The sequence below is a fragment of the Paenarthrobacter sp. AMU7 genome, from assembly GCF_041200195.1.
Taxonomy (GTDB): domain Bacteria; phylum Actinomycetota; class Actinomycetes; order Actinomycetales; family Micrococcaceae; genus Arthrobacter.
Genome location: NZ_CP165735.1, coordinates 3,881,792 through 3,900,424 on the forward strand (window position 1 = coordinate 3,881,792; position 18,633 = coordinate 3,900,424).

Here is an 18,633-nt window from a genome sequence, read left to right on the forward strand (position 1 = left end):
CTTCAATAAATTTTGTCTATTCAGGAAGGCGTCCGCTGGTACCCCGATAAGGGGCGCCACCCATGCCAACGGGCACCGATCGAAGAAATAGTTCTCCATATCGCTTTAGTACCCTCCGGAATCGGGTTCAAACGAAACCAATACTCCAAAGAAGCACGTCCACAGCATCATGATAGGCGCGCTTTGAGTTGCGGCGAAGTATTTTGACAGGAAACTTAGTAGCCCTTGGCGGAGAACGCCCCCAAAGCCCTGCTGATCTCACGCGCGGTGCCGGTGGCTGCCTCACCATATTCCTGGTATTTGGCGGGGACTATCCTGCTGGAGGGCCCCGAGATGGAGATGGATCCGGCAGCGACACCGCCCGGCCCCAGCAGCGGCACGCCGATGGAAGTGATCCCCGTACTGAGGCCTTGTTCGTTGATGGAGTACCCACGGGCACGTGTGTCCGCGATCATCTCGCGAAGCCGCGTGGGTTCCACCACGGTCTGCGGCGTCAGCGCTTCCAGCGGGCCAGCCAGGTAATCGTCAACGAAGGCCTCGTCAGCAGCCGATAAGTAGGCCATTCCTGTAGAGGAGGCGTGCATCGGCAGGCGCGAACCCAGCGGCAGGAAAGCCCTCAGGACGTGCGGGGTGTCGAGTCGCTCGATGATGAGCATGTAGCCGCGGTCCGGGACCGCCAAGTGAACCGTTTCCGTCGTGTCCAGCTGCAGCGCGTTCAAGGGGCCCATTGCCGCGTCACGGATCACTGATCCGCTGCTGCCACGGCTTGCCACAGCGAAGGCATGGTTGGTCAAAACCCACTTGCCGGCTTGGACCTCGGACTGCGCCACCCAGCCCAGTTCGGCCAACGTCCTGAGCATACGGAGCACGGTGGCCTTGGGCACGTCCACCTCGCGGCTGAGCTCGGACAAGCCTGCGGGCTGGTTGTCCGAGACTGCTTCCAGCACCCTGATGGCCGTGACGACGCTTTGCGTGCTCATGCAACCCTCCCGCTTGACCGACTAACTCCAGTGCCCTACATTACAGGCGACTTCCCAAAATGAACCGATGGTTCATCCAGTGAACCGACGTAGTTTGATTGGAGAACGGGCTTATGGAATTACAGATATTGGCCCTCGCCATCTTTGTAGGCGTCTTCGTCCTGGCCACCCTGCGCAAAGTGCACATTGGAGTGCTCATGTTCGCAGCGGCCGCCGGCGTGGGTGTGTGGATGGCCGGGATGACCATCGAGAAGGTGGTGGCGGGCTTTCCCATCGGAATCCTCGTCCTGCTGGTTGGCGTGACCTATTTCTTTGCGATCGCGCAGGCCAACGGGACCATCGACCGCATCATCGAAATGGCCATCACCAAAGTGGGTGACCGCGCCTTCTTCCTTCCCTTGGCTTTCTTCGCCCTCACCATCGGCATCTCTGCCATGGGCTCACCCCTGGCCGGACTGGTCATGGCACCCATCGGAATGCCCCTGGCCAAGCGGTACGGCATCGACCGCATGCTCATGGGGTTGGCCATCGGATCGGGGCTCAGCGCGGGCGGATTCGCACCCACCAGCCTGTTCGGCATCGTCACCTACGGCACCGCGAGGGCAGCCGGAATCGATCTGGATCCCCTGGTCCTTTTTGGTGTGGCCCTGGGCACCAACATCCTGCTGCTGGGGGCCGCCTACGTGCTCTTCGGCGGTTTCAAGCTGCTCAACACCCGCACGGCTGACGGTTTCGGCACCAACATGCCGCGCTTCAGCGCAAGCCGCCCGACGCCGTCGCACCCTTTTGAACGCGATGGCACCATTGCGCGGGGCAAGAAGGCCGCCGAACAGGCCGTTCAGGTCCTCGACGAACGGGCCCCCGCGCCGCAGCCTTCGCGGCTGGACCGCAACCAGATCATCACCGTGCTCTGCATGGCCGGATTGGTTGCCACCGTCATCCTGATGTCCGTCCTCGGCGCCAGCCCGGACATTGGTGTCCTGTGCTTCGCGTTCGCCTCGGTCCTCACGCTGTGCGACCCACAGTCCGGGAAATCGGCCGTAGCCAAAATCGACTGGTCCACCGTCCTGCTGGTAGGCGGGATCATCACGTTCGTCGGAGTGCTTCAGACCATGGGAGCCGTCGCGTTGCTCGGCGAAGCAGCCGGCGCCGTCGGGACTCCCTTGCTGGCCGCGCTGGTGATCTGCGCTATCGGCGCCCTCATTTCCGCCTTCGCCTCCACCACCGGGATGCTCGCTGCGCTGGTTCCGCTGGCGCTTCCGCTGGTGGCCTCCGGGGACGTCGCCGGATGGGCGGTTATCGCCGCCCTTGCCGTGTGTTCGTCCATTGTTGACGTCTCTCCGTTCTCTACCGTCGGCGCCACGTTCGTGGCCACCGTCGACGCCGATGAACGCCCCCGCATCACCAGGTTCCTCACCCGTTGGGGCTTGTCCATGGTGGTGGCCGGGCCGCTCTTGCTGGTTGGCGCCCTGGTGCTGCCATCCAGCCTCTAAAACCGTCTCAAAGTTAGGACAGCAATCATGCTCAAACCACTCCGCGGAATCACCGTGATCGACCTCAGCCGGGCCCTCGCCGGCCCCTATTGCACCGCACTCCTTGCCGACATGGGCGCCCGGATCATCAAAGTCGAAAGCGTCAATGGTGGCGACACAGCCCGCCAATGGCCGCCGTTCCAGGATGGTCACAGCCTCTATTTCGACTCCGTCAACCGCAACAAAGCCTCCGTGTGCTTGGACTTCTATTCAGTGGAAGGTCGTGAAATTCTCTCCGGTTTGATTGCCGATGCGGATGTCCTGGTGGAAAACTTCAAGCCCGGCACTTTGGAAAAAATGGGCTTCACAGCATCCCGGCTTGAAGAGCTGAACCCGGGGCTCGTGGTTGGATCCGTCACTGGCTTCGGCAACACCGGCCCGCTCAAGGACGACGCCGGACTGGACCAGGTCGTCCAGGGAATGTCAGGGCTGATGTCCGTCACGGGGCCTGGCCCAGGTCCCGGCCCCGGCGAGGCCTACCGGGTCGGCATACCAATCGTGGACATCACTTCCGGGATGGTCTGCGCCTTCGGGATAGTGTCAGCGCTCCTGGGATCCCGAAATGGCGAGCGCCCCGGCCGCGTGTCCACCTCCCTGCTGGAGACGGCCCTGAATCTGTCCGCATTCCAGGGGCAGAAGGCGCTCAGTCTCGGTGAAGCACCCACACCGCAGGGCAACAACCACCCAGTCATCGCCCCCTACGGCATGTTCGCCACGGCCACGGAATCCATCAACATCGCCGTGGGCAGCGACAAACAATGGCGCGCGTTCTGTGGACTGCTCGGGATGCCCACCGCCGTGGAGGATCCCCGTTTCGTCACCGGCGCGGACCGCTCGGCCAACAGGGATCAGTTGACGGAGCTCATTGAAGCTGCCCTATCCGCGAAGCCGGCAGCCGAATGGGTTCCGCTGATCAGCGCGGCCGGGATCCCGTGCGGCCCCATCTACAACTACACCCAGGCACTGGCCTCGGACCAGGTCGCCGCCCTGGGACTCGTCCAGCACAGCAGGCGTCGTGATGGGTCCGAACTCCCCCTGCTCCGCGGCCCGCTCAGCCTGGACGGCGAGGCCAGCGAAATCCTGGCTCCCCCGCCGCTGCTCGGCGAGCACACCGCCCAAATACTCATGGAACGTGGAATGACGCACGACGACGTCACCCGGCTTGAGCGCGAGGGTCGCCTCCTCTGCGTGCCGGCTTCCGTCCTGGTTCCGGAAACTATGGGAGCGCAGCGATGACCGTAGTATCCCCGGCAGACACTGCCCGTCCCGAGGTTTCCCGTGCCGGCGGCATCGCCGTCGCGATATCTGACGGCGTGGCAACGGTGGAAATCTGCAACCTTGCCCAGCGGAATGCCCTGACCCGGGCCATGTGCCTGGAGATCCAGGAACTGATGCCGCAGTTGGACGCCGATCCTGACGTTGCCGTGGTGGTGCTGCGCGGCGCTGGGAACACGTTCTGTGCCGGGGCCGCCATCAGCGAACTCGCTTCCGTCCTGATCGATCTGCAAGAGGACGGTTCCACGGTAGATCACCTCAGCGCCGCAGACTCTGCCATCGCTTCCCTCGCCAAGCCCGCGGTGGCGCTGGTCGATGGCGCCTGCATGGGTGGCGGCTGGCAGATCGCTTCCGCCTGCGACTTCATCATCGCCAACGAACGGGCAGTCATCGGACTGACGCCGGCCAAGATCGGTATCATCTACCCGCGACCGGGCATCGAAAGGCTTGTCCGCCTGGTGGGTCACGCCAACGCCAAGTACATCCTCCTCACCGGACAGACGTTCAGCGCCACTGAAGCCCGCGCGCTCGGCCTGGTGGCCGACGTCGTGCCTTCCGAGTTCTTTGAGGAGAAGTGCGCAGCACTGATCAATACGCTCCGGAGCCGTTCGCAGTTCTCCATGCATTCGATGAAGCGGCTGATGGACTTGACTGACGCCGGTTCCGGCCTGGCGGTCATTGACCAGGAGTGGGCGGAGGCATGGGCGGCGATGCCGGACAGCCCGGACATGGAGATCGGCATCAAAGCGTTCCTGGACCGCGAGCAGCCCCGGTTCACGTGGCGGCCTGTGGGCTGACTCACGCCGCATCACGGCACAAGACGGCACCTCCCTTCGTTGGTAAGGAGACGAGGGGAGGCCTCATGCTCATTGTTCTGACTGGAATTGACGGTTCGGGAAAAACGACGGCGGCCCGCGCCTTGGTCGATTCTGCCCGCGCCGAGGGGCGGAATGCGCTGCTGCTCAGCAACCACGCCGCCCGGCGCCGTATGTCGCTGGTGTCCGAGCGGTTTGGCTGGAAATTGCCACCGCGGCCAGCCGACGTCATTGAAACCGGCGTCAGGTTGTTCAACGTGCTTCTCAACCATGCGCGCGCCCACAAGTTCGACGGCCTGGTGGTGATGGACCGTCACCTGCACTGCCAGCTCGCACTGCGTCAGGCCAATGGTTTAGTCCGCGGCCGGCTGCTTCCGTGGCTGCTGGGAAAGCTCCCAGCGCCGGACCTCTCAGTCCATTTCGACGTCGACCCCCGTCTCGCCCACCAACGGGTCACGGCACGCGGGACTGACAACGAAACACTGGCTGACCTTGAGGCTTTCCGCGCCGCATACCGTTCGCTGCCCGAGTTTGACGACTTTGAGGTGGTGGACGCAGGCGGGAATCCGGAGCAGGTGTTTGCCCAGCTGAACCGGGTGATCGCCGCCGGCGGGGAAGCTGCGGTCCCCCGACCCCACCAAGCCACGGCTTGACTTGCTCCCCGGCTCACGACGGATAGGCTCGCCCCAAGCCAACTACGGCGTTCCTTGGGGGGAATTGATGAGCGTTAAAACCAGACGTAGCCTGCTGATCTTCGTGTTCGGATTCGGAACGTACCTTGTTTTTTTGTCGACGCTGGGGCCACTGCCATCCTTGGCATTGGGTGGTGTTGTGGCCGCCCTCGCCGTTTTTCTTGACCGGTGGATTCGGACGCGGCGGGGAACCCCTGTGACTCAGTCACCCGATAACGCCGCCGAAGCGGGCCAGGGCCGCTCTTGAGTCAGTCCGCTGAACGCACGACGACGGACATCGCCTTTGCAGTCGCCGCCCGCCGGGGTGCCGGTTCGGTGTCGTGGGGAGGAGCCGGGACCGAGTTCCTCTTTTATGAAGCCGCCGGTGGCTTAGTTCGTGAGGGCTATCGGATTCCCCGTTCGCGTGAATTCAACACGGCGAACAACAAGGGTGTCTCGGCCGAGACCCTACAACGTCAGGAAATGGCCTTGGCCCGCTGGGCTTCGGACAGCGGCATCCCCAGCGCCGCCGCCATTGATCTTGTGATGCAGGACGGCTTCCCCGTACTAATTCTGGAAGTCGTAGACGACGACGGTTCCGATCTGGATGGCACGGCACTTGGATCGGTTATCGCCTCTATGCACCGTCTGCCAGTTCCAGGCCTTCCTTTGGTTGCCCAAGCAGGAAAGCCTTGGGATGCCCGGCTCGTTGACCGGCTGGAGGAACGATACACGCGTCTTCGGATCCGCCATTCGCTCCCAAGCCTGCCTCCCTCAGCAACTCTGCAGGCAACACTCGAACGTAACTCCAGCAAGCCTTGCCTCACCCATATGGATCTTCGGCGCCAAAATGTCAGGGTCCACAACGGTCAGCCGCTTGCGATCTTCGACTGGAGCAACGCCCTCGCAGCACCTCCAGAACTGGAAATCGCACGGATCAGTGAGTACTCCGTCATCAGGGAAAATGGCATCGACTATACGGCCTTCCTGAGCGGCTACTCCAAAGGTGGCGGGAGCATCGACGTCGGAAGCCCGTCCTGGCCCATCTACACTCTTGACGCTGCGGTGATGCTCGCGGGAGTCTTCGACACCGTTGCCCCGGATCCTGAAGTGCGCGAGCACTTTCTATCCCGCGCGCGGGCACTGGTGCGTGACCTGTGAACGGGAAATCAACGCTGATTTCAGAGGCCCGGATCAGTCGCGGCTTCCAGAAGGTCATCGCAAGTGTGGTGGGCATGCTGTGCGTCTTCATCATTGTGACCTCCATTCCCAGCGGTGTACTGCTGATCAGCGGAGGGCTGGTGGCGGTCATTGCGCTCCTGACAGTTTCGGTACTCCGCATCAGGGTGACCGTTGAAGCCACGGAGCAGAGCCTGACCGTCAGATGCCGGCCGTTCTATTCGAGGGCGATCCCGCTGGAGGACGTCGTCGATGCCTCCCCGGCGCCGTCCAGTTCAATGACCGAAGGCTTCGGCGTCCGGTACTTGGGCCAGCGAACGTGGGGGCTGCTGGTCGGCGGCCCGGCAATCGTCTTGGAGACCCCCGGCCGCACCTGGCTGATCTCCACGCCGGACCCGGAGTCCACAGCCGCGTCCGTCCTCGCCCACGCCGGCAAGCTGAAGGACATCTAACGGCACGTGGTTTACCACCATCGTGGCAACAGTTTCGATGAACATACACGGTAGAGGGCCAGCTCGAAGAGCACCTCTACATTCAACGTGGACGTGTAGCGTTTAGGGCCCCTTCACCGGGCAATTTTGCGGGCGGGTCTTACGGGAATCCGGGAACCCCTGGAGCTACTGGGATTCGGCTTGGAGCTTCTCAGGAGTGACGAGCGGCCGGTAGAGGACCGGCTTACGGGCGGCGTGATGTGTCGTAGGTGCCCCTGGTGATCGAGGACAATGGCTCTATGTCCCACAATGTTGAGATGCACCGGGAGATGCCTTGGCCGTTTCCGGATGACCGCTTTCCCGAAGGCCTAGGTGCTGTGGTCATGAAGTCGGTCCTTTCCGGCGAGCGACCTGTTCTTCAAGTCCTTCATGATCCAGACAACGGATGGGGCTTTGCTGATGGAGTTGATGACCCAAACACCCCTGGTGGAGCAGTCGCTGCACACATCAACCACTTGACGCGGCTTGACCCGACGCTTGCCGAGATGGCGAAGTTGCCTCCGGGCGCTCTGGCCGATCGTCTGGAAGTCGGGGGCGAGTGGCACATTCGAAGCTTCGCCTGGGACGAAGAACCGGGCATACCAGATTCCCAGGTGCGCAGCCTTGAGGGGGCAAATGGAACTGGAGCTAATTTCGAATACTTGTCACCTGGTGTTCGTGTTGTTCACGATGCTCTGGAGCTTGCGATGGAACCCGAGCTGTGGATTGTTGACCTGCGCGATGGTTCACAGCTGACAGTCATGGCCCACTCCCGCACTGTTGATGGCGACGAGGTGGTCTTTTCCCTGCTCTTTAATGGGAGGCCCAACGTGCTAGTTGAGTCCCTTCGGATCCCTCTAGCCCTTATGCCCGAGAACTACTCGTGAAGGATGAACTACGGTGGCCAAGCTACAGGCAAGCAACCGCGGACTTCCAAAGCCGACGGGGTATGTGTGTGGGAAAGCTTTTGGAAGTGAGCTATGCAGCTGGAATTTGATCCTGAGGTGGTACCCGTAGGGGACGTCAGGCTGACGCTGACGTAGATGAGCTTGAAATTTTTTGGTCGTCTCTGCGGGAGACCCTGGAAGCTCTCGACGAATGGGAGTTCCACACCCGTGTTGGGTTTCAGTCCCAAGAAGTCCGCCGCGTTCAGGCTGAGCTTGCCCGGCTGATGAAGACCCTCCCCTACGTAGCAGAGTAGAAAAACCGGGGAAGTTCCGAACTCGCATATCATGAATCCTGCAATAAGGACTGCGCAATGCCCCCTCGATATGGATGGTGTTGATTCGGTGAAAGTACGCTCCTTGTGGCTGAAGCTGTCTGGTGCCCACGGGGTAGTGTTTGTGCAGGCCAAAGTCGCGTTCGGAGGACCAATGAGTGAGCTGCTTTTCACAGCTGAAGAACTGCCGGAGGGATTCACCTATCCCCGCGGGCTTCTTCGGCTCGTGGAATTGGAACTCTTCGAACTGGAGCCGTGGTGGATACTCACTGGCGATCATCTGCGCGCCCTTCAAGAAGGGATGCGCGGTCGGTACCCAACTCGGCATTTGGTGCTCTTCGCAAAACGTCAAGACAATGATGACTGCGTCTGCTTCGACATGGATACGGGCAAAGTGTCTTTGGTACACGACTGGGCGTCGCCGGGGTGGGAAGCCAGGGGCGAATTCCAAGACTTCAACAAGTGGCTGCACTCCGCGGTCGATGACCTGATCGAGTTTTAGCGAACTGTACCTATATGGGTCCCAGAGACGAGATCAGAGCCCGTGCGATTGGTCTTACGAGATTGAGCAAAGCCGTATCGCGGGCGCTTCGACACGAGCCGTGGCTGTTCGAACTTGAACTAGACGAGCACGGCTGGACCTCCGCAGACAACTTGCTAGAGGCACTGCGCAAGGAAGTTCCGGAGTGGTCTGACCTAACTCTGACTGACCTGCAGATGATGATCGACTCCGCGGCAAAGCCGCGACACGAGATACAGGGTGACCGGATTCGCGCCTTCTATGGGCACAGCACGCAGGGCGCAATTACCTTGGCTGCGGCTACCCCTCCAGCAGAACTTTTTCATGGCACGTCACCTGAAAGTATCGGGTCGATCTTCAGTGGTGGCCTCCAGCCGATGAGCAGACAGTATGTGCACATGTCGGCAGACGCTGAAACCGCAGTGCGAGTCGGAAACCGTAAAAGTAAACATCCAGTGATTCTGACCATCGATACGGTCGCCGCTCTAGCTTCGGACATTGCTTTCTACCGCGGAAGCGGTTCGGTGTGGCTTGCCAAGGATGTTCCTGCTGAGTTCATCCGCATTGATCGGGCTGGCTGAGTGGACTCCCTGCCCAAAGTTCAGGACTGTCTACCAACCGAGCATGACAGCTGCGCCACGTTTCTTCCGTGCTTCCTCGGCTGCTCAACCATCGTCCGGTAAAGGATCCTCTACCGCGCTCCCAGGAAGGTTCTAAGTGCTTCGACGGCAGCAGTCAGCTCCTCGCCGGGATCTAAAACGAACTCACCTTTGGCGGCCCACGGGTCCAGCCGGTCAAAGGCGTCCAGCTCAATGAAGACACGTAAGTATCCGATGTGTTTAGCGGAGAGCCGGAAGTCGTGCTCCAAGGACTTAAATTCTTTGAGGTCATCCCACCCGCGCCAGTTGGTTTCAAGTTCTTCAAAGTAGGAAAGAAGGTGCCGGAAGCCGTCGACGTCGTAGATCTTTTTTTCGGCGTGAAGGCAGTCAAGATCTGCCGTGACCGTGAGGTAAGCGGCTGTTCCGTCAGGGCCTCGATCTTCCTCGTCGACGCGGAGGTGGAGGGTCCCCTTGTGACCGATGACTATTTCACTCATAAGCTGCAGAAAGGCCAGGAACCGTCATAGAGGGATCATAGATGTTTTGTTCCAAATCTCCTTCGAGGTGCCCGGTAAGGGATCCCTTACCGGACATTGAGGCCAAGTGGAGGAACGAAGACACCGCTCTACGAGTTCTAGAGCTGGGACTCGCGAGCTGGGGCGTCGTCGCCGGAGGGGCCACACTGTCGGATGTATCCGCTGGATGCTGGCATCCACATCAGCACGGAACCAGCAATCGACAAGATCAGGACCCCTACTGTGAGAGGCGTCAGGACGAGATTGAAAACTCCTCCGAGTGCCAAAACAGCCAAGATTGAAAGAACTACCCTCGCCCAGCGTTTACCTCTCAGGAGTCCCAATGCTGACCGGACCTGAATAACCGTAAATAGAAGCAGGAACAGACCGCCAACGAGCAGAACAATGACGCTTGCTTCCCGCGTGACAAGAAAGATGACGGGCTGAATGCAAGCCAGGATTGCGCTTGCCAGCCAGAGGTAACTTGATGTTCGAAGAACCTGGGGGACACTGCCTGCTGTCCTATGTGCGACAGGATGGACCATCTTCGAATCCTCAATCTTCAGTAACATGTTGAGACGGCTAGACCGCAAGGTTTCCAGACTACAGGCGAGCGACGATGTGTCCGTCTTCGTTAGGTGGGGCAGTGAGCCACGCAGCGAACAGTTCTTCTTCCTCAGTCTGTAGCGGCGACGTCGTCGGTTCTGTCCAAATGACGGTGCCTCTCCCGCAGACTCGAAGGCCCTCGTACAGTCGTAGTTCCTCGCCTATTCGTATTGTGAACCAGGCGGGTGCTTCCTCGGGAAAAAGCGGAACTATCACGGCGCGGCTGGATTCCCCGGGGCTGATGTTCTGTCTGGAAAATCCGAGCACCGGCGCAGCCGTCTGCTCACCGTCTGCCCAACCCGGAAGACCCCAATTCGGCCGATAGATGAACCGACTTCCGGGAGAGTGACCGCTTGGAAGGGGACTCTGTCGGCCCCCGCTCTTAAAAAGATGCAGGTTGATTCCAAGCGCCAAGGTATTAGTCGGATTCATGGGCACACTGTAGCGCCCAAGGCTTTCCAGCCAGTCAGTCCGGCGACTGGACACGACCGCCCGTAAGCCGATCCTTGGGTTCTTGCGGTGATTGCAACACTTAGCGGATGGGTGTTGTCATGGCGAGGTATTCAATTTATGTAAGACCGGATCTTCTGCAGCTGTTTTGGGCCGGGATGCAGGCTGGTGATTTCATCACTGACGCCGTTGTGCCGATCAATTCGAACAGGCGGACAGGGCGCCGGGTCTTGGCCGAGGCCGGGGGTGTCAGGCCTCGGCGCGGCCGGGATTTGAAGGGCAGATGCCTGACCTTCGCCCAGCGTGAAGAGATCGCGGTACTGCGCGCCCAGGGACACTTGCTGCGCCGGATCGGGGCCGTGATCGACCGGTCTGCCTCGACCGTGTCCAGGGAGCTGCGGCGCAATTCAGTACCAGGGCTGCCCTACCGGGCGACGTCGGCTCACGCGCTGGCGTATGAGCGGGCTTCGCGGCCGAAACCGGCGAAACTGCACACGAACATGGTGTTGCGTGCGAAGGTGGGAGAGGACCTGAAAAAGAAGTACTCGCCTGAGCAGATCGCAGGTCGCCTGCGGGTTGAGTTTCCCGATGAGCCGCAGATGCGGGTGTCACCTGAGACCATTTACCAGTCCCTCTACGTTCAGTCCCGCGGAGCACTGAACCGTGATCTGGCCGCGTGTTTACGCACAGGACGTGCCCTCAGGCAGCCCTGCAGGAAGGCCGGCCAGCGGAAGAACCGGATCCCCGGGATGATCAATATCTCCGAACGTCCCCCAGAGGTTCAGGACCGCGCTGTGCCAGGGCATTGGGAGGGCGACCTCATCATCGGCAAAGGCAACCAATCCGCCATCGGGACCCTCGTGGAGAGAACCACCAACTACACGATGCTCGTTCATCTGCCCGATGGATACAAAGCAGAACAAATGCGAGAGGCCCTGGCAGCGAAGATCAAGACGCTCCCCGAGGCGCTGCGGCATTCCCTGACCTGGGACCAGCGCATCGAAATGCAGGACTGGAAGACCGTGAAAATAGACACCGGCATCGACATCTACTTCTGCGACCCGCACTCACCCTGGCAACGCGGCATCAACGAAAACACCAATGGCCTCTTGCGCCAGTACTTCCCCAAAGGCACCGACCTGAGCATCCACAGCGCCGAAGACCTCGACTGGGTCGCACAGGAACTCAACGACCGGCCACGCAAAAGACTAGAGTTCAGAAATCCGATCGAACTGATCGAAGGACTCCTGTTGCAATAACCGCCTGAATCCGCCGATCCTCTTACGGGCGGCGGCTGTCCTTGAGTCGAGACGCTATCTGCCATCCTTAAAGGCCACACCAGCGCTGAGCGACGGGGACTTTTCTCCGGCATAATGGCGGGATGGGGGAACAAACAGACTCAGATCCACGGTCGCGAGTGAACGTGGAAGCGCAAGCGGAGCCGCCGCGCGCTTGGGTACGACCACAAGACATGCCTGATATCGCCCCGATCAGTCAATTGGCCATCGCGTATCCATTCCTTACCGTTCTGTGGTTCGTCTGCATGATGGCCGCGAGCCCTGGATATGAGTTCCTTGGCACCGTCATTTTCCTGATGATCGGACCCATTTTCGTGATGGGGGCAGGCGTGGCGCTTGGCCTTCCTGTTCGCCTGAACCGCCGGCTGAGCCGGTGGTGGCTGGGAAACTGGCGGGTGTACATTCTCATTGCGGCAGCCGGAGCAGGGCTCCTGATTTCCGGCTTCAATGTACCGGAGCGCCAAGTTGGCGTAATCGACGGAATTCCCTTTGACGTAACCACTCCCCATTCGGGCCTACTCACGGCCGGGTGCTTCGTCCTTACTTTTCTCGCGGTAAACGCGTCGCTGCCCTTTCGTGGGCGTACATAGCTCCGGGCCGCCCGTGAGGCGGTGGTCCACCGAGCGTCCAAGAGCCGCATGGGGATCGGCTTACGGACGTCGCTTCGAGTCGGCCAACAGAGCAATTCCACGACGCCTACACGATCTGAGCGATGATTGTGCCCATGACATCGGATGTTGACTGGACGCACTTCCATAGGGCCTTCGGGGACGACCCCGGCGTGCTCCCTGATGGCGAGGTACTCGGGAGTGCCGAACACGACTGGGATGAAGTGTTAGCGATGCTGCACCGCAGCGGCTGGCGAGTGACAACCAGTGATGGCCATTCACCTCTGCCGCCCAACAGTCACGGTCTTGCCGAATTCGAGAGCTTTGCCGTGTGGCCCGTGGATGGAGTACGCGTCAACTTCTTTCCCGGTCCGGACGCTGTGATATTTGACTTCGACCTCCGGGAACTCGTCAACCAGGCAAGAGTAGACGGCGTAGCCCACCTGATCAGGAAGCTCGGAAGCACGCTTCATCGAGATGTTGTGATTAGAGACGAAGGTTCGAGCGGCGCGCCAGTCGTTCGCTACGCCACTGCAACGGACCAGTTCTTACTGAGTTGAAGGGGCGCCGCCCGGTAGAGGATCGGCTTAAGTGCAGTGGCACAACCGGCTAGGGGCCCGGGCTTGGACCGTTCACTTAATTTGTGAGGCATGATGTTGCCATGCTTGAGATCTTCGGTAGCAGGTTCGACGTCACGGATGGAATCCCCGAGTCTCCGGAGAGCGCGGGGAACAACGTCGCCTACTTATTCGGCCGCTATGGCGGCTGCACCTTCAATGGCGGCCTGTACCGGGTGCATTCAACGGCATCATTTCGCAAGGCGTCGACAATGGTGGCCGAGGTCTACCCGGAGTTCGGTTTTCCACTAATTCCTTTCGGGTTCGATTGGTTGGGCCGACAGTTTGTCCTTGACCTGCGAAGTGGTGACGTTGATCCCGAGATCCTTCTCCTGGAACCGGGAACGGGTGAGGCGCTAGAGGTCCCAAGGAGATTCTCGACCTATCACGACGACGAGTTGGTACGGGATCCGGAACCAAGCCTCTGTGTGAGCTTCTTCAACGAATGGAAGTCTGAGAACCCCGCAGACTTGGCTTTCGATCAGTGCGTCGGCTACAAAATACCTCTTTTTCTAGGCGGCGAAGACGACGTCCACAACCTTGAGGTAAGCGACATGGAAGTCTACTGGTCACTGATGGGCGAGCTCCGTCTCGCTACGATGAATCTCGCTCCTGGCACGCGGATAAGCGGGATCGAAATCGGTGAATGACGCTTCAGCAGGGACTTCGCTAAGCCGAGAGCAATTGCTGACACGCGTCCGGTTAGGGATCCCTTACCGGACGCGTCCGCCACGATTGCATAGGTGGTTGCTACAAGCTCCAGCTCGAATCCATCAGAATTTATGAGGTACGCAGCGTAATGCTCGGACCCGCCAGCGTGCGGGCCGTGTGTTGACTTCCCTTTTAGCTGCATGGGATGGCATGGGCCGCGGGCCATACCGGGTCAATGCCTCCGATGAGATTGAGGACGCCATCGCTCCCATCCCAGTCCAGGGTGTACGAGCCGCGGGCGACCGGTTCATACCCGTCGTCGGTGGTCCACGAGCTCGCGCGCAATCCGATCCAGCCGAACCTGACCGCGTACGCGTCACCCCTGCCAGCGAAGAGGAAAGAAAACTCGCGCGCGACGGCGCGGCAACCGTTGGCCGCAGGAGGATCCAGAACGCGGTAGCTGGCGCCCAGGTCGCTGAACGCACCGCCCAGGCAGATGAGGCACACCGCAGAGGCCACGATGCTGCGCAATAGCCGGACATGCGCTGCAAACGGTGGCACGTCAGTGCCGCGAGCTGCCCGACTGGAGACCATACGAAGCGTCACGGAAGCGACCAGCAGCATGCCGCTGACGGCCCAGAAGGTCAGTACAGTCCCGCCGATGACCAAGAGCATCGCGCCAAGTTGCGCCACGGCCGTCATGGCCGCAAGCGCCAGGCACGCCGTCTCCAGCCGGCGCAGTACCGGAATGTTCAACGAGCTCTGCACTTTTCCCCGGTCCCCATGGGCTGAGAGTCTAGCTGTATCGATCCTCTGCCGCTGACCAGAGGTTAGTCTCACTCCACGACGAAATGACCGTGCCGTCGTCACTGGCTACCGCGCGCCTTCTTGATCCATCCGCCAACCTACCGATGCAAGGAACGGCGCCCGTAAGCCGGTCGATCTCCGGCCGCATCGGACGTGCATCGACGCCCCCGCCGTTGCACCGCTACGGGTGAGGGTGCCCTAAACGCTACACGGTCAGCCGTCCCACTTCCTTGAATATGGAACACGGCGGTTGGGACAACTTCCGTGACATGCCATAGGCGTTACCGGGAGTTGAAGTCCCGCAGTAGGTCCGTGAAGGTTTGCAGATCTTCAGTGGTCCAGTTACTGGTTCGATCAAAGAATGTTGATCCACGCAGATCGAGCGCTTCCACTACGCGACTTTCGCCGTCGCCGGTAAGTGAAACTTTGACGGCACGCCGATCGGTTGGGTCTGGTGCGCTTTCTATAAGGCCCAATGCCTTCATACGCCTCAGGAGATTGCTCGTTGAACTCCGGTCCATGGCGACGGCTTCGGCGAGAGTACTTGGATTCGCGGGCCCGTAAGCGTAAAGCCACCGGGCGAGATGGAATGCGGCCGGTTGCAGGTCGGGGTGGAACGCGGCGGCGGTTCTTTCGGTCAGGGCGCGGGAGGCGCTGAGCAGCGCGTTGATTTCGACGCCAAGCGCAAGCTGGATTTCCCGACGCTCAGGATCGGCAGACGGCGAGGCCTCATTCAACATAGTGGACATTTCCCCATCATATTAGATATGTTTGGCAAATACCCACTATATCTGACCGTCGAGGAGCCCTTGTGTCCATGCCATCGCCTGTTGTCTCATCGTCTCCCCCGACTGATCGGGCGGGGTGGTTTGCGCTTGTAGCGGTCACGCTCGGGGCCCTGATGCCGGGGCTCTCCACGACGATTCTTGCCGTTGCCAACGGTGATGTCGCTAAGGATCTGCAGGTCGGTCTTGCCGACTTGCAGTGGATCACCACCGCCTACCTTCTTGGCCTCACCGGTTCACTCGTGCTGGCTGGCAAGCTGGGCGACAAATTTGGCCGGAGACGGATTTTCCTTGTCGGCATCGCCGGCTTCGGGCTAACGTCCCTATTCATTGGGTTGGTTTCGCCTGTCGTGGTGATCATTGTGCTGCGCGCCGTGCAGGGTATTTTTGGTGGTTTTCTGACGACTAACGCCCTCTCGTTGTTGCGTGCGAATTTTCCTGAGCGCCGCCTTCCGACAGCGATCGGTATTTTCAATTCCGTCCAGGGCTTGTCGGTCGCAGCAGGACCGATTTTAGGCGGTCTCTTGGTCCAAACACTCGGTTGGCGCTGGACAATGTATATCAACGTTCCGATCGCCGTCCTTTGCCTCGTCCTGGGACTGCTGCTGCTCCGCGAAGTTAAGGTCCGCACGACTGCGCGGTTCGACTACTGGGGGACCGTTCTCCTGGTTACGGCACTGACGACCTTGGTCTACGCCCTTATTGATGCGCCAGCAAACGGCTGGACAGCTCCGAGTACGATCGTGCTCTGTGTGATTTCAATCGTGGCCTTCGTCGTCTTTGTCCTTGTAGAGCGCAAAACAGCTGATCCGCTTGTCCCACTTTCTCTTTTCAGCGAACGTTCATTCAGCGCGGGCTCCGTCTTGAGTGTCCTCGCATTCTTCGCGTTGAACGGTGGCTTGTTCCTGGTCTCGCTGTTCTGGCTTCAAATTCAGGACATCCCCGCAACGACGGTTGGCGTGTGGCTCCTTCCCCTGGGCGGCGCCATGTTGGTGTCGGCTGTTTTATCGGGCCGGGTCGTCGCCCAAGTCGGCGATCGCCTTTCGCTGGTAGTCGGTTCACTTCTCCTCGCCATCGGCTTGGTGAGCATGTCGTTCGCGCAGGTCCATGGCGGGTACCTGCAGGTCGCACTGGGCTTGGCCATGGTCGGTCTGGGTCTTGGCCTTCTCGTCACCTCAACCGTGAACGTCACCGTTGGAATTGCGCCCGTTGAACTGGCAGGGGCAGCAGCGGGGGTGCAGCAGACCGCGAGCCGTTTCGGAGCGGCCCTGGGGGTCGCCGTCCTGGGCGGGATCATGGCTGCTTCCACGGCGGCGTCCTTCTCTACCCGCCTTGACCGTTCCGGTCTCCCCGCAGAACTGGTGGCGAACCTGAGGGATTTTGGGGGCACCGCCGTCGCCGGAGGTATAGCACCCATACCGCCCGGATCCTCCCCCGAAACTGGAGCGCTCATAGGACAGCTCACCAACGACTCGTTCCTGGAGGGAATGAACATCACCTTGCTCCTCGCAACCGGTATCTGCGTTCTCGGCGCCGTCGTTGCTCTTCTCGTCCGCCCTCGAATCGCCAGCCGTGACGTCACACCTGCAGGCGCAAACGCGCTCACCACCGGCTAATCCAGCACACGACCGAACGGAACCTAAAGATGCTCCGCCCGAATCCCACACCCACTATCGTTCTGACCGGCGCTACCAGCGGCCTGGGCCGCCTGGCCGCCCTCGACATGGCGGAGACAGGCGCACGGCTGGCAATCACAGCACGGAACGCAGAACGCGCCGAACAAACCCTGGCCGAGATCCAAAAGGCCGCTCCCGGGGCTCAAGTGGATGTCTTCCTTGTTGATCTCACGCGAGTGATCGATGTCTCCCGCGTAGGGAAGGAAATCGCTCAGCGCTATGAACACATCGACGTCCTTATCAACAACGCAGGTATCCACGCATTCGAACAACGCATCACCCCGGAGGGCTTCCCGGAAATGGTTGCGGTGAACTATCTGGCCCCGTGGATTCTCACCCGGGAACTGCTGCCTACGCTTACCGGAACGGTAGGTGCGAGGATCGTCAACGTCGCTTCCGAAGCTTCCCGCCGGCACGGCGTCCTATCCCTGCCCGGCGACCTCACCGACACTGCCCCTTTCACCGCACGCGGGTCCTCTCCGCTGTACGGGAAGAGCAAACTCCTCGACATCATGTTCACACTGGAACTGGCGCGCCGCATCGAGGGCACAGGAGTGACCGCCAACTGTGTAGATCCTGGTTTCAATGTCACCGGCTTGGGACGCGAACTAGGCTTCGCGTCCGCTTTGGAGAAACTTCTCACCCGCCTGCACGTCGGTGACCCATCCCGTGGAGCCGGACTCATCGTCAAACTAGCCACCGACCCCGCGTTCAGCGGTACCAACGGCGGCTACTTCACCGCCAGAAATACCAAACGAATCACTCCCGCACACCCAGCCGGCGACCCCGAATGGGAATCCCGGCTCTGGACCGACACGGAGAAGCTGCTTGGCCTGAGCTGAGTATCAGTGCAGGGTCGTAGCTCGTGGATCTGTTGCCAGACGAGGCGAAGGGAGGCTTGTTCCGTAGTCCGCTCCAACGCAACTGGACGGTGAGGTCTTCCGAGGAGCACAGGATACGTGACTCAAACTCTGATTTGCGGCATTCGCTGATTACCCAGGTGCGACGAGTGCCAGGAAGCACTGTCCCACTGCCTTGGAAGTGGGACACCATTAGTGGGACACTCCCCCATCGCTCAGGAGTTGTCGTTTTCAGAAGCTGACTGCACTGAATGTCAGAAGTCGTCTGCACTGAGAAGTTGTGCCCGATAGAGGATTCGCTTACGGGTAAGTGGGCTGCCCGAGCGGCACTCTTAGTACTTGGAAAGTATGCCGGAGTAGCGCACGTAGACCTTGAGGCCCCCAGCGTCACTAGAGATCCCGGTGCAGGTCTTTCGCAATGTCCAGAGGTTCGTGGGCTCGCATCGCTCTTTTGCCAGCCCCATCTCGGCTGCCAGCGACCGTGATGTATGAGGGGGTCT

At 60.5% G+C, this 18,633-nt stretch carries 19 protein-coding genes; 15 read left to right on the forward strand and 4 right to left on the reverse strand.

Going from position 1 to position 18,633, the window contains the following annotated elements; all coding sequences use genetic code 11:
• Window positions 1–215: 215 nt before the first annotated feature.
• Window positions 216–980, reverse strand: coding sequence for an IclR family transcriptional regulator (locus ABQM86_RS17790; RefSeq protein WP_369745142.1), 765 nt, complete (start codon window positions 978–980; stop codon window positions 216–218).
• 113 nt (window positions 981–1,093) lie between these two features.
• Here ABQM86_RS17790 and ABQM86_RS17795 point away from each other — a divergent pair, with 113 nt between their 5' ends.
• The 9 genes from ABQM86_RS17795 (at window position 1,094) to ABQM86_RS17835 (ending at window position 9,242) form a co-directional block, all read left to right on the forward strand.
• Window positions 1,094–2,473, forward strand: a complete 1,380-nt coding sequence (locus tag ABQM86_RS17795) for an SLC13 family permease (RefSeq protein ID WP_369745143.1) — start codon at window positions 1,094–1,096, stop codon at window positions 2,471–2,473.
• Between the two features lie 27 nt (window positions 2,474–2,500).
• Entirely contained in the window at window positions 2,501–3,748 is a 1,248-nt protein-coding gene (locus ABQM86_RS17800; protein ID WP_369745144.1) for a CaiB/BaiF CoA transferase family protein, read from the forward strand.
• Window positions 3,745–4,584: an enoyl-CoA hydratase/isomerase family protein gene (locus ABQM86_RS17805; RefSeq protein ID WP_369745145.1), complete on the forward strand. Its 840-nt coding sequence runs from the start codon at window positions 3,745–3,747 to the stop codon at window positions 4,582–4,584. The genes ABQM86_RS17800 and ABQM86_RS17805 overlap by 4 nt, the downstream gene beginning before the upstream one ends.
• A gap of 65 nt (window positions 4,585–4,649) precedes the next feature.
• A complete protein-coding gene (locus ABQM86_RS17810; RefSeq protein WP_369745146.1) occupies window positions 4,650–5,255 on the forward strand; it encodes a thymidylate kinase in 606 nt (201 codons plus the stop codon).
• 282 nt (window positions 5,256–5,537) lie between these two features.
• Window positions 5,538–6,434 carry a phosphotransferase family protein gene (locus ABQM86_RS17815; RefSeq protein ID WP_369745147.1) on the forward strand — a complete coding sequence of 299 codons (897 nt, stop codon included), beginning with the start codon at window positions 5,538–5,540 and terminating at the stop codon, window positions 6,432–6,434.
• On the forward strand, window positions 6,431–6,904 hold the full coding sequence (locus ABQM86_RS17820) for a hypothetical protein (RefSeq protein WP_369745148.1): 474 nt from the start codon (window positions 6,431–6,433) through the stop codon (window positions 6,902–6,904). Before ABQM86_RS17815 ends, ABQM86_RS17820 begins: the two co-directional genes overlap by 4 nt.
• Before the next feature lie 257 nt (window positions 6,905–7,161).
• The gene (locus tag ABQM86_RS17825) at window positions 7,162–7,809 is read left to right on the forward strand and encodes a hypothetical protein (protein ID WP_369745149.1); all 648 of its coding nucleotides are present in this window, start codon (window positions 7,162–7,164) and stop codon (window positions 7,807–7,809) included.
• Window positions 7,810–8,295: 486 nt separating this feature from the next.
• Window positions 8,296–8,643: a hypothetical protein gene (locus tag ABQM86_RS17830; RefSeq protein ID WP_369745150.1), complete on the forward strand. Its 348-nt coding sequence runs from the start codon at window positions 8,296–8,298 to the stop codon at window positions 8,641–8,643.
• Between the two features lie 62 nt (window positions 8,644–8,705).
• Entirely contained in the window at window positions 8,706–9,242 is a 537-nt protein-coding gene (locus ABQM86_RS17835) for an RNA 2'-phosphotransferase (RefSeq protein WP_369745151.1), read from the forward strand.
• Between the two features lie 110 nt (window positions 9,243–9,352).
• Here ABQM86_RS17835 and ABQM86_RS17840 read toward each other — a convergent pair whose 3' ends face one another.
• On the reverse strand, window positions 9,353–9,757 hold the full coding sequence (locus ABQM86_RS17840) for a DUF6228 family protein (RefSeq protein WP_369745152.1): 405 nt from the start codon (window positions 9,755–9,757) through the stop codon (window positions 9,353–9,355).
• Window positions 9,758–10,932: 1,175 nt separating this feature from the next.
• Here ABQM86_RS17840 and ABQM86_RS17845 point away from each other — a divergent pair.
• The 4 genes from ABQM86_RS17845 (at window position 10,933) to ABQM86_RS17860 (ending at window position 14,004) form a co-directional block, all read left to right on the forward strand.
• On the forward strand, window positions 10,933–12,090 hold the full coding sequence (locus ABQM86_RS17845; protein WP_369745153.1) for an IS30 family transposase: 1,158 nt from the start codon (window positions 10,933–10,935) through the stop codon (window positions 12,088–12,090).
• Between the two features lie 212 nt (window positions 12,091–12,302).
• Window positions 12,303–12,719: a hypothetical protein gene (locus ABQM86_RS17850; RefSeq protein ID WP_369745154.1), complete on the forward strand. Its 417-nt coding sequence runs from the start codon at window positions 12,303–12,305 to the stop codon at window positions 12,717–12,719.
• 134 nt (window positions 12,720–12,853) lie between these two features.
• Window positions 12,854–13,297 (forward strand): hypothetical protein, encoded by a 444-nt coding sequence (locus tag ABQM86_RS17855; protein WP_369745155.1) that lies wholly within the window; start codon window positions 12,854–12,856, stop codon window positions 13,295–13,297.
• Window positions 13,298–13,398: 101 nt separating this feature from the next.
• A complete protein-coding gene (locus ABQM86_RS17860) occupies window positions 13,399–14,004 on the forward strand; it encodes a T6SS immunity protein Tdi1 domain-containing protein (RefSeq protein ID WP_369745156.1) in 606 nt (201 codons plus the stop codon).
• 193 nt (window positions 14,005–14,197) lie between these two features.
• Here ABQM86_RS17860 and ABQM86_RS17865 read toward each other — a convergent pair whose 3' ends face one another.
• Both ABQM86_RS17865 and ABQM86_RS17870 read right to left on the reverse strand, forming a co-directional pair.
• Window positions 14,198–14,773: a hypothetical protein gene (locus ABQM86_RS17865; protein ID WP_369745157.1), complete on the reverse strand. Its 576-nt coding sequence runs from the start codon at window positions 14,771–14,773 to the stop codon at window positions 14,198–14,200.
• A 320-nt stretch (window positions 14,774–15,093) separates the two neighbouring features.
• On the reverse strand, window positions 15,094–15,561 hold the full coding sequence (locus ABQM86_RS17870; RefSeq protein ID WP_369745158.1) for a MarR family winged helix-turn-helix transcriptional regulator: 468 nt from the start codon (window positions 15,559–15,561) through the stop codon (window positions 15,094–15,096).
• 68 nt (window positions 15,562–15,629) lie between these two features.
• Between ABQM86_RS17870 and ABQM86_RS17875 the strand changes: the two genes are divergently transcribed.
• Both ABQM86_RS17875 and ABQM86_RS17880 read left to right on the forward strand, forming a co-directional pair.
• The gene (locus tag ABQM86_RS17875) at window positions 15,630–17,213 is read left to right on the forward strand and encodes a DHA2 family efflux MFS transporter permease subunit (protein WP_369745159.1); all 1,584 of its coding nucleotides are present in this window, start codon (window positions 15,630–15,632) and stop codon (window positions 17,211–17,213) included.
• Between the two features lie 29 nt (window positions 17,214–17,242).
• Window positions 17,243–18,115, forward strand: a complete 873-nt coding sequence (locus ABQM86_RS17880) for an SDR family NAD(P)-dependent oxidoreductase (RefSeq protein ID WP_369745160.1) — start codon at window positions 17,243–17,245, stop codon at window positions 18,113–18,115.
• Window positions 18,116–18,633: the final 518 nt, after the last annotated feature.